This window comes from Cedecea neteri (assembly GCF_000758305.1).
GTDB lineage: Bacteria > Pseudomonadota > Gammaproteobacteria > Enterobacterales > Enterobacteriaceae > Cedecea > Cedecea neteri_C.
In genome coordinates this window covers 58,491-70,129 of the sequence record NZ_CP009458.1, presented here as the reverse complement: position 1 = coordinate 70,129, position 11,639 = coordinate 58,491, and the positions used below count along the sequence as shown (strand labels likewise).

The following is an 11,639-nucleotide window of genomic DNA, read 5'->3' as shown; positions in this document are numbered from 1 at the left end:
ACGCTACCTTTTCGATGTCCATAAAAAAAGCCTCCCGTTTGGGAGGCTTGTTTGTTCGTCTTCGCATTCTTTATCACACGACGAATTGCCTCCCAGTCAGGGGAAGGTAAAAAAGAATGCGAAGAAGAACGGGAAAAGTTTCATGTCAGGTTTCCTGAGGAATCTGAGAGGTAAAGTACCTGCTCTGTTTTCGTTCTGTCAATAAAAAACGCGCCCGGAGGCGCGTTGCGGTGAGTGGAAGGAGAGTAATGTATTACTCTTCGTCAGCTTCTGCTTCTGCGAAGGACACGTCTTTCACTGAACCTGCTGCGCGACGTGCTTCACCTTTGTGTTGCACTTTATTTAACTGCCGCTCCAGTTTGTTGATCAAATCGTTGATAGCCGTATACATATCTTCATGTCTGGCACTGGCTACGAGGTGCCCATTCGGTGTGTTAATCGTGGCATCAGCCACAAAACCTTGAGGCTCTTTGGACAAGATAATATGTGGATTAATGAGATGAGTTTGCCACTTGTCCAGTTTGCTGAGACGGTCGGCGACATGCTGGCGAATAGCTGGAGTGATTTCCATTTGCTTGCTGGTAATGTTCATTGTCATAAATTTACCTCTTGTCTTTGCCGTCTTGGTAACTCCAGCATACCGTTCTTAATGTCAAAATGTGTGATGTAAATCACGTTATTTTGTCACTTTTTGTCAAGGCGACCTTTTTGTGAGGCAGGACAGGATATGTGTTTTTAAGGCTTGTGGTTATCGGAAATTACGTCCATATTTGATGGGATGACCTGACGCTAAACCGTTTCAGTTTTTGCGTCGGCAGATAAAAAAACGGCAGCCGAGGCTGCCGTTTTTCTTGTGAGATTGTCTATCAGGTGTTGCTGCTATTGGCAGCAATGATCTTCGCCACTTTCTCTGCCTGACCCGGCATCTGCAGCTCGCGGTAAGCATTTTCCATCAGTTTCAGGCCGTCACGGGTGGCCTGAGTATCCGGATAATCACGCAGCATACCTTCAACGCGATTAACTACTGCCACCCATGCGCCGCGTTTCGTGTAATATTGCGCCACGGAAAGCTCATACTTCGCCAGGCGATCTTTGAGGAACACGAGGCGTTTAGTGGCATCGGTAACGTACTGACTGTTCGGGTAGCCACGCACCAGCTTCGAGAAGTCGTTAAAAGCATCGCGAGCATGCTGTGGATCACGGTCGGAACGGTCAACGCCAAAGAAGCCCTGTAGCGCGCTGTCATCCAACGCCATGTCTGTCAGGCCACGCATGTAAAGTACGTAGTCAATGTTTGGATGAGTTGGATTGAGGCGCATAAAGCGATCGATCGCCGCCTGAGCCAGCGGTAAGTCCGCATTTTTGTAGTAGGCGTAGATCAGGTCGAGCTGCACTTGCTGAGAGTACGGGCCGAATGGATAGCGGTTATCCAGCGCTTCCAGTTGCGTTATCGCCGCTTTAAAGTTACCGTCCTGCAGCTTTTGCTGGGCAGTCGCGTAGATCTCAGAAGGCGGATTATCAGGAACCTCATCCTTGGAACTGGAGCAACCAGCCAAAGCCAGGCTCAACGTGGCCGCTGCCACCAGATATTTCATGCGCGTCATGACGTTTGACTTTCCTAAGTAATGTTATTTCCGGGAGAGTTCGTGTTCCGGCTCCCGATAAAGACCAGCTACAATAGCACATTATATTAAACGGCATTGCCGTAAAACCCAACGTTAACGAAAGAAGCTGTCTATGGCACAACTAGTACAACTCACCGAAACGGTGTCCGATTCACAACTGGGTCAACGCTTAGATCAGGCATTGGCCGAATTGTTCCCGGATTATTCGCGTTCGCGCATAAAAGAATGGATTCTTGACCAGCGAGTTACGGTCAACGGCGTTGTCTGGGACAAGCCGAAGGAGAAAGTGTTGGGTGGCGAAAGCGTAACCATCAATGCTGAAATTGAAGAAGAGGTGCGCTGGGAGGCTCAGGACATCCCGCTGAATATCGTCTATGAAGATGAAGATATTCTGGTGATCAATAAGCCACGCGATCTCGTTGTACACCCCGGCGCGGGCAATCCGGACGGCACGGTGTTGAATGCGCTGCTGCACTATTATCCGCCAATTGCGGATGTGCCGCGTGCGGGTATTGTGCACCGTCTGGATAAAGACACCACCGGCCTGATGGTTGTAGCAAAAACTGTTCCGGCGCAAACTCGCCTGGTTGAAGCCCTTCAACTGCGTGAAATTACCCGTGAGTACGAAGCTGTGGCTATTGGTCACATGACTGGCGGTGGTACGGTAGAAGAACCAATCAGCCGCCATCCAACTAAACGTACCCACATGTCCGTGCATCCAATGGGCAAACCAGCGGTGACACACTACCGCATTATGGAACACTTCCGCGTGCATACGCGCCTGCGTCTGCGCCTGGAAACCGGCCGTACTCACCAGATCCGCGTTCACATGGCACATATCAGCCATCCGCTGGTGGGTGATCAGCTTTACGGTGGCCGTCCTCGTCCGCCGAAAGGCGCATCGGAAGAATTCGTCAGCGTACTGCGCAAGTTTGACCGCCAGGCGCTACACGCGACCATGCTGCGCCTGTACCATCCTATCAGCGGTATTCTGATGGAGTGGAGCGCGCCGATCCCACAGGATATGGTTGAACTGATCGAAGCGCTACGTGCTGATACCGAAACCCATAAAGATCAACTGGACTGGCTATGACCAAAACGATCGTCCCGCACTGGCCGCTTCCGGCAGGCGTTGCTGCCTGTAGCTCAACCCGCGTGGGTGGCGTTAGCCTCGCGCCGTATGACTCGATGAATCTGGGCGCCCATTGCGGCGACGATCTGGCTCATGTTGAAGAGAACCGCCGGTTATTTTATGCAGCTGCAGACTTGCCTTCGAAGCCAGTCTGGCTTGAGCAGGTGCACGGTAAAACGGTATTGAAGCTCACGGGCGAGCCATATGCCTCAAAGCGAGCGGATGCTTCTTATAGCAATACGCCGGGGACGGTTTGTGCGGTAATGACGGCGGATTGTCTGCCGGTGCTGTTTTGTAATGAAGCCGGAACCGAAGTCGCGGCAGCGCACGCTGGCTGGCGCGGTTTATGTGAAGGCGTGCTCGAAGAGACGGTAGCCTGTTTCCAGGATCGCCCGCAGAATATTCGTGCCTGGCTCGGGCCAGCAATTGGCCCTTTGGCATTTGAGGTGGGGCCGGAAGTCCGTGAAGCCTTTATGGCAAAGGACGAAAAAGCGGCAAGCGCTTTCCGTGCAGCGGGTGAAAAGTACTATGCTGATATCTACCAGCTTGCAAGGCAGCGGCTGGCGAACGTGGGTGTTACGCAGCTGTACGGCGGCGACCGCTGTACCTGGACCGAAAGCGGTGATTTCTTCTCATACCGGCGCGACAGAACCACAGGTCGTATGGCAAGTTTCATCTGGCTGATATAACCTATCGAATCAAGACGATCCAGTGCGGGTAGCTCACGCTTCATATATTTCAGGTCATTAACCTTGAATAATTGAGGGATGACCTCATTTAATCTCCAGTAGCAAATTTGACCTGTTTATGGGAGGAGTTATGCGTCTGGATCGTCTTACCAATAAATTCCAGCTTGCTCTCGCCGATGCCCAATCTCTTGCTCTTGGGCACGACAATCAATTCATCGAACCTCTGCATCTGATGAGCGCTCTGCTCAATCAGGAGGGAGGATCCGTGCGTCCGTTACTGACCTCTGCGGGAGTCAATGCGGGCAAATTACGTACCGACATCGAGCAGGCACTCAGTCGCTTGCCGCAGGTAGAAGGTACCGGCGGCGACGTCCAGCCTTCTCAGGATCTGGTGCGCGTATTGAACCTGTGCGACAAGCTTGCACAAAAAAGAAACGACAACTTTATTTCGTCAGAGCTGTTTGTTCTGGCGGTACTTGACTCACGCGGCACTTTGACCGACCTGCTGAAAGCGGCAGGCGCAACGCCAGCCAACGTCACCGCCGCGATTGAGCAAATGCGTGGAGGGGAGAGCGTGAACGATCAAGGTGCCGAAGACCAACGTCAGGCATTGAAGAAATATACCGTTGATTTAACTGAGCGGGCCGAACAAGGCAAGCTGGACCCGGTAATCGGCCGTGATGAAGAAATTCGCCGTACTATCCAGGTATTGCAGCGCCGTACCAAAAATAACCCGGTCCTGATTGGTGAACCGGGCGTCGGTAAAACGGCCATCGTTGAAGGGCTTGCACAGCGCATCATTAATGGTGAAGTACCTGAAGGCTTGAAAGGCCGACGCGTGCTTGCGCTGGATATGGGGGCGCTGGTGGCTGGCGCCAAATACCGGGGCGAATTTGAAGAGCGTCTTAAAGGCGTGCTGAACGATCTCGCTAAGCAGGAAGGCAACGTCATTCTATTTATTGATGAGTTGCATACCATGGTGGGCGCAGGCAAGGCAGACGGCGCAATGGATGCCGGGAATATGCTTAAGCCGGCGCTTGCTCGTGGTGAACTGCACTGCGTTGGCGCAACCACGCTTGATGAATACCGCCAATATATCGAGAAAGATGCCGCGCTTGAGCGTCGTTTCCAAAAAGTGTTTGTGGCTGAGCCTTCAGTAGAAGACACCATCGCAATTCTGCGTGGGCTGAAAGAACGCTATGAGCTGCATCACCATGTGCAAATTACCGATCCGGCGATTGTCGCGGCAGCTACGCTGTCTCACCGCTATATTGCCGATCGTCAGTTGCCGGATAAAGCGATTGACCTTATTGATGAGGCCGCATCCAGCATTCGTATGCAGATAGACTCCAAGCCGGAAGAGCTGGACCGTCTTGACCGCCGCATTATCCAGCTCAAGCTGGAACAACAGGCGTTGAAGAAAGAATCTGATGAAGCTAGTCAGAAGCGTCTCAGCATGTTGAATGAAGAGCTCGAAGATAAAGAGCGTCAGTATTCGGAGCTCGAAGAAGAGTGGAAAGCGGAGAAAGCCTCGCTGTCAGGTACACAGACCATTAAGGCTGAGCTTGAACAGGCGAAAATCGCAATTGAGCAGGCTCGCCGCGTGGGTGATCTTGGTCGCATGTCTGAATTGCAGTACGGCAAAATTCCAGAGCTTGAAAAACAGCTGGCCGCGGCGACCCAAAGCGAAGGGAAAACCATGCGTCTGTTGCGTAATAAAGTGACGGATGCCGAAATCGCCGAAGTCCTGGCTCGCTGGACCGGGATCCCGGTTGCCCGAATGCTGGAAGGGGAGCGCGACAAACTTCTGCGCATGGAAAAAGAGCTTCATCAGCGTGTGATTGGTCAGGATGAAGCCGTCGAAGCCGTCTCTAATGCGATTCGTCGTAGCCGTGCCGGGTTATCTGACCCTAATCGCCCAATCGGCTCGTTCCTGTTCCTGGGGCCAACCGGGGTAGGTAAGACGGAGTTGTGCAAGGCGTTAGCGAACTTTATGTTCGACAGCGACGATGCGATGGTGCGTATCGACATGTCCGAGTTTATGGAGAAACATTCCGTATCGCGGCTGGTGGGTGCGCCTCCGGGTTATGTTGGTTATGAAGAAGGTGGCTATCTGACGGAAGCTGTTCGTCGTCGTCCTTATTCCGTGATCCTGCTGGATGAGGTAGAGAAAGCGCATCCGGATGTGTTTAACATTCTGCTGCAGGTTCTGGACGACGGTCGTCTGACCGATGGGCAGGGCCGTACTGTTGATTTCCGCAATACGGTTGTCATTATGACCTCTAACCTTGGTTCAGACTTAATTCAGGAGCGTTTCGGTGAACTGGATTACGGCCATATGAAGGATCTGGTGCTGGGCGTGGTGAGTCAAAGCTTCCGTCCGGAGTTCATTAACCGTATCGATGAGGTTGTTGTCTTCCATCCTCTCGGTGAGCGCCACATTGCTTCTATTGCGCAGATTCAGTTGCAGCGTCTTTACAAACGGCTGGAAGAGCGTGGCTATGGCGTAAGTATCTCAGATGACGCATTGAAGCTCATCAGCGAGAACGGTTACGACCCGGTCTACGGTGCACGTCCGTTGAAACGCGCTATTCAGCAGCAAATTGAGAACCCATTGGCTCAGCAAATCCTTTCCGGTGAGCTGATTCCTGGCAAAACAATAAAGTTGGAAGTCAAAGACGACCGCATCGTAGCTGTACAGTAAGTCACTTAACGAAAAAACGAGCCCATCCGGGCTCGTTTTTGTTTGTAAAACAGCCATTGCTGACCGGGTTTTATACTTTTAGCCTGGAAAGTGAGCAGTCAGAAAGTTTTTTCAAATTAGGGGTTGTCAGGCTCTGAGAACTCCCTATAATGCGCCTCCACTGACACGGCGAAGCGGCTTCGAAAGCGGCTTCACAACCCGAAAGTCAGTCGGACGAAAGCGAAAATAAACGCTTGACTCTGAAAGAGGAAGGCGTAATATACGCCACCTCGAGTTAGCAAGCGAAAGCGCCTAACTCACTGCTCTTTAACAATTTATCAGACAATCTGTGTGGGCGCTCGCAGGATTGATATCTCAGCATCTTCGGATGCAAACAAATATCAAGTCTTGAAGAGTGACTACTGATTTTATAAACAGTTTTAATTCTTTGAGCATCAAACACTTTTAAATTGAAGAGTTTGATCATGGCTCAGATTGAACGCTGGCGGCAGGCCTAACACATGCAAGTCGAGCGGTAGCACGGGAGAGCTTGCTCTCTGGGTGACGAGCGGCGGACGGGTGAGTAATGTCTGGGGATCTGCCTGATGGAGGGGGATAACTACTGGAAACGGTAGCTAATACCGCATAACGTCGCAAGACCAAAGAGGGGGACCTTCGGGCCTCTTGCCATCAGATGAACCCAGATGGGATTAGCTAGTAGGTGGGGTAATGGCTCACCTAGGCGACGATCCCTAGCTGGTCTGAGAGGATGACCAGCCACACTGGAACTGAGACACGGTCCAGACTCCTACGGGAGGCAGCAGTGGGGAATATTGCACAATGGGCGCAAGCCTGATGCAGCCATGCCGCGTGTATGAAGAAGGCCTTCGGGTTGTAAAGTACTTTCAGCGAGGAGGAAGGCGTTAAGGTTAATAACCTTAGCGATTGACGTTACTCGCAGAAGAAGCACCGGCTAACTCCGTGCCAGCAGCCGCGGTAATACGGAGGGTGCAAGCGTTAATCGGAATTACTGGGCGTAAAGCGCACGCAGGCGGTTTGTTAAGTCGGATGTGAAATCCCCGGGCTCAACCTGGGAACTGCATTCGAAACTGGCAAGCTTGAGTCTTGTAGAGGGGGGTAGAATTCCAGGTGTAGCGGTGAAATGCGTAGAGATCTGGAGGAATACCGGTGGCGAAGGCGGCCCCCTGGACAAAGACTGACGCTCAGGTGCGAAAGCGTGGGGAGCAAACAGGATTAGATACCCTGGTAGTCCACGCCGTAAACGATGTCGACTTGGAGGTTGTGCCCTTGAGGCGTGGCTTCCGGAGCTAACGCGTTAAGTCGACCGCCTGGGGAGTACGGCCGCAAGGTTAAAACTCAAATGAATTGACGGGGGCCCGCACAAGCGGTGGAGCATGTGGTTTAATTCGATGCAACGCGAAGAACCTTACCTACTCTTGACATCCAGAGAACTTTCCAGAGATGGATTGGTGCCTTCGGGAACTCTGAGACAGGTGCTGCATGGCTGTCGTCAGCTCGTGTTGTGAAATGTTGGGTTAAGTCCCGCAACGAGCGCAACCCTTATCCTTTGTTGCCAGCGGTTCGGCCGGGAACTCAAAGGAGACTGCCAGTGATAAACTGGAGGAAGGTGGGGATGACGTCAAGTCATCATGGCCCTTACGAGTAGGGCTACACACGTGCTACAATGGCGCATACAAAGAGAAGCGACCTCGCGAGAGCAAGCGGACCTCATAAAGTGCGTCGTAGTCCGGATTGGAGTCTGCAACTCGACTCCATGAAGTCGGAATCGCTAGTAATCGTAGATCAGAATGCTACGGTGAATACGTTCCCGGGCCTTGTACACACCGCCCGTCACACCATGGGAGTGGGTTGCAAAAGAAGTAGGTAGCTTAACCTTCGGGAGGGCGCTTACCACTTTGTGATTCATGACTGGGGTGAAGTCGTAACAAGGTAACCGTAGGGGAACCTGCGGTTGGATCACCTCCTTACCTAATAGATACAACCCGCGTAGTGCTCACACAGATTGTCTGATAGAAAACGAGCAGTAAAACCTTATAGGCTTGTAGCTCAGGTGGTTAGAGCGCACCCCTGATAAGGGTGAGGTCGGTGGTTCAAGTCCACTCAGGCCTACCAAATTTTCCCCTGTTCTGCGTTGCACCTCAGACTCGCATACCTCAGTATGCGTCGCTAAGTTGCGCCTTGACCAGATGAAAATTCATGGTAATCAAAGGTTTTACGAAATCGATGGGGCTATAGCTCAGCTGGGAGAGCGCCTGCCTTGCACGCAGGAGGTCAGCGGTTCGATCCCGCTTAGCTCCACCATCATTTCATGCACAAAAATCTACTTCAGAGTGTACCGGTGACGGTGTGCTGCGAAGTATTTGCTCTTTAACAATCCGGAACAAGCTGAAAATTGAAACGACATGTCGTCTCATTCTTCCGTAATAAAGAATGAGGTTAAGACATGTTCGAGTCTCTCAAATTTTCATAATCTGAAGCGAAACATCTTCGGGTTGTGAGGTTAAGCGACTAAGCGTACACGGTGGATGCCCTGGCAGTCAGAGGCGATGAAGGACGTGCTAATCTGCGATAAGCGTCGGTAAGGTGATATGAACCGTTATAGCCGGCGATTTCCGAATGGGGAAACCCAGTGTGTTTCGACACACTATCATTACGTGAATACATAGCGTAATGAAGCGAACCGGGGGAACTGAAACATCTAAGTACCCCGAGGAAAAGAAATCAACCGAGATTCCCCCAGTAGCGGCGAGCGAACGGGGAGCAGCCCAGAACCTGAATCAGTTTGTGTGTTAGTGGAAGCGTCTGGAAAGTCGCAGGGTACAGGGTGATACTCCCGTACACTAAAATGCACAGGCTGTGAGTTCGAAGAGTAGGGCGGGACACGTGGTATCCTGTCTGAATATGGGGGGACCATCCTCCAAGGCTAAATACTCCTGACTGACCGATAGTGAACCAGTACCGTGAGGGAAAGGCGAAAAGAACCCCGGCGAGGGGAGTGAAAAAGAACCTGAAACCGTGTACGTACAAGCAGTGGGAGCCTCTTTATGGGGTGACTGCGTACCTTTTGTATAATGGGTCAGCGACTTATATTCTGTAGCAAGGTTAACCGTATAGGGGAGCCGCAGGGAAACCGAGTCTTAACTGGGCGTTAAGTTGCAGGGTATAGACCCGAAACCCGGTGATCTAGCCATGGGCAGGTTGAAGGTTGGGTAACACTAACTGGAGGACCGAACCGACTAATGTTGAAAAATTAGCGGATGACTTGTGGCTGGGGGTGAAAGGCCAATCAAACCGGGAGATAGCTGGTTCTCCCCGAAAGCTATTTAGGTAGCGCCTCGTGAACTCATCTTCGGGGGTAGAGCACTGTTTCGGCTAGGGGGCCATCCCGGCTTACCAACCCGATGCAAACTACGAATACCGAAGAATGTTATCACGGGAGACACACGGCGGGTGCTAACGTCCGTCGTGAAGAGGGAAACAACCCAGACCGCCAGCTAAGGTCCCAAAGTCATGGTTAAGTGGGAAACGATGTGGGAAGGCACAGACAGCCAGGATGTTGGCTTAGAAGCAGCCATCATTTAAAGAAAGCGTAATAGCTCACTGGTCGAGTCGGCCTGCGCGGAAGATGTAACGGGGCTAAACCATGCACCGAAGCTGCGGCAGCGACACTATGTGTTGTTGGGTAGGGGAGCGTTCTGTAAGCCGTTGAAGGTGAACTGTGAGGTTTGCTGGAGGTATCAGAAGTGCGAATGCTGACATAAGTAACGATAAAGCGGGTGAAAAGCCCGCTCGCCGGAAGACCAAGGGTTCCTGTCCAACGTTAATCGGGGCAGGGTGAGTCGACCCCTAAGGCGAGGCCGAAAGGCGTAGTCGATGGGAAACAGGTTAATATTCCTGTACTCGGTGTTACTGCGAAGGGGGGACGGAGAAGGCTATGTTAGCCGGGCGACGGTTGTCCCGGTTTAAGCATGTAGGCGGAGAGTTTAGGTAAATCCGGACTCTTATTAACGCTGAGGTGTGATGACGAGGCACTACGGTGCTGAAGTAACAAATGCCCTGCTTCCAGGAAAAGCCTCTAAGCATCAGGTAACATTGAATCGTACCCCAAACCGACACAGGTGGTCAGGTAGAGAATACCAAGGCGCTTGAGAGAACTCGGGTGAAGGAACTAGGCAAAATGGTGCCGTAACTTCGGGAGAAGGCACGCTGTCGTTAGGTGAAACCCCTCGCGGGTGGAGCTGAAGGCAGTCGAAGATACCAGCTGGCTGCAACTGTTTATTAAAAACACAGCACTGTGCAAACACGAAAGTGGACGTATACGGTGTGACGCCTGCCCGGTGCCGGAAGGTTAATTGATGGGGTTATCCGCAAGGAGAAGCTCTTGATCGAAGCCCCGGTAAACGGCGGCCGTAACTATAACGGTCCTAAGGTAGCGAAATTCCTTGTCGGGTAAGTTCCGACCTGCACGAATGGCGTAATGATGGCCAGGCTGTCTCCACCCGAGACTCAGTGAAATTGAAATCGCTGTGAAGATGCAGTGTACCCGCGGCAAGACGGAAAGACCCCGTGAACCTTTACTATAGCTTGACACTGAACATTGAGCCTTGATGTGTAGGATAGGTGGGAGGCTTTGAAGCGTGGACGCCAGTCTGCGTGGAGCCAACCTTGAAATACCACCCTTTAATGTTTGATGTTCTAACGTAGACCCGTGATCCGGGTTGCGGACAGTGTCTGGTGGGTAGTTTGACTGGGGCGGTCTCCTCCTAAAGCGTAACGGAGGAGCACGAAGGTTAGCTAATCACGGTCGGACATCGTGAGGTTAGTGCAAAGGCATAAGCTAGCTTGACTGCGAGAGTGACGGCTCGAGCAGGTGCGAAAGCAGGTCTTAGTGATCCGGTGGTTCTGAATGGAAGGGCCATCGCTCAACGGATAAAAGGTACTCCGGGGATAACAGGCTGATACCGCCCAAGAGTTCATATCGACGGCGGTGTTTGGCACCTCGATGTCGGCTCATCACATCCTGGGGCTGAAGTAGGTCCCAAGGGTATGGCTGTTCGCCATTTAAAGTGGTACGCGAGCTGGGTTTAGAACGTCGTGAGACAGTTCGGTCCCTATCTGCCGTGGGCGCTGGAGAATTGAGGGGGGCTGCTCCTAGTACGAGAGGACCGGAGTGGACGCATCACTGGTGTTCGGGTTGTCATGCCAATGGCATTGCCCGGTAGCTAAATGCGGAAGAGATAAGCGCTGAAAGCATCTAAGCGCGAAACTTGCCCCGAGATGAGTTCTCCCTGACCCTTTAAGGGTCCTGAAGGAACGTTGAAGACTACGACGTTGATAGGCTGGGTGTGTAAGCGTAGCGATACGTTGAGCTAACCAGTACTAATGATCCGTGAGGCTTAACCTTACAACACCGAAGGTGTTTTAGAGAGAAGTAAATTTTCAGCTTAGTTCAGGATTTAGTTGATGGT

6 protein-coding genes, 2 tRNA genes, 2 rRNA genes and 1 other annotated feature are annotated in these 11,639 nt (G+C 52.0%); of the genes, 7 read left to right on the top strand and 3 right to left on the bottom strand.

The window, feature by feature from the left end:
- Nucleotides 1-20: 20 nt before the first annotated feature.
- Nucleotides 21-145 (bottom strand) — a sequence feature (Phe leader region).
- The 3 genes from pheL to bamD form a co-directional block, all read right to left on the bottom strand.
- Nucleotides 97-144 (bottom strand): pheA operon leader peptide PheL, encoded by a 48-nt coding sequence (pheL, locus tag LH23_RS24150; RefSeq protein WP_193216298.1) that lies wholly within the window; start codon nucleotides 142-144, stop codon nucleotides 97-99. It overlaps the preceding feature by 48 nt.
- Nucleotides 146-253: 108 nt before the next feature.
- A complete protein-coding gene (gene raiA / locus LH23_RS00360; RefSeq protein ID WP_008458158.1) occupies nucleotides 254-598 on the bottom strand; it encodes a ribosome-associated translation inhibitor RaiA in 345 nt (114 codons plus the stop codon).
- A gap of 268 nt (nucleotides 599-866) precedes the next feature.
- Nucleotides 867-1,604, bottom strand: a complete 738-nt coding sequence (gene bamD, locus LH23_RS00355) for an outer membrane protein assembly factor BamD (protein ID WP_008458157.1) — start codon at nucleotides 1,602-1,604, stop codon at nucleotides 867-869.
- Nucleotides 1,605-1,737: 133 nt separating this feature from the next.
- Between bamD and rluD the strand changes: the two genes are divergently transcribed.
- The 7 genes from rluD to LH23_RS00320 all read left to right on the top strand — a co-directional run bounded on the left by rluD (nucleotide 1,738) and on the right by LH23_RS00320 (nucleotide 11,575).
- On the top strand, nucleotides 1,738-2,718 hold the full coding sequence (gene rluD / locus LH23_RS00350; RefSeq protein WP_008458156.1) for a 23S rRNA pseudouridine(1911/1915/1917) synthase RluD: 981 nt from the start codon (nucleotides 1,738-1,740) through the stop codon (nucleotides 2,716-2,718).
- Nucleotides 2,715-3,446, top strand: a complete 732-nt coding sequence (gene yfiH, locus LH23_RS00345) for a purine nucleoside phosphorylase YfiH (protein ID WP_039286841.1) — start codon at nucleotides 2,715-2,717, stop codon at nucleotides 3,444-3,446. The genes rluD and yfiH overlap by 4 nt, the downstream gene beginning before the upstream one ends.
- 130 nt (nucleotides 3,447-3,576) lie before the next feature.
- Complete coding sequence (gene clpB, locus LH23_RS00340; protein ID WP_039286837.1) at nucleotides 3,577-6,150, top strand: ATP-dependent chaperone ClpB; 2,574 nt, start codon at nucleotides 3,577-3,579, stop codon at nucleotides 6,148-6,150.
- A 446-nt stretch (nucleotides 6,151-6,596) separates the two neighbouring features.
- Nucleotides 6,597-8,138, top strand: a 16S ribosomal RNA gene (locus LH23_RS00335).
- A gap of 68 nt (nucleotides 8,139-8,206) precedes the next feature.
- Nucleotides 8,207-8,283: transfer RNA gene (locus LH23_RS00330), tRNA-Ile, on the top strand.
- A gap of 113 nt (nucleotides 8,284-8,396) precedes the next feature.
- Nucleotides 8,397-8,472 (top strand) — tRNA-Ala (locus LH23_RS00325).
- A 197-nt stretch (nucleotides 8,473-8,669) separates the two neighbouring features.
- Nucleotides 8,670-11,575 (top strand): 23S ribosomal RNA (locus LH23_RS00320).
- Together the 16S and 23S rRNA genes with 2 tRNA genes alongside form the textbook arrangement of a ribosomal RNA operon.
- The last annotated feature ends 64 nt before the right edge of the window (nucleotides 11,576-11,639 follow it).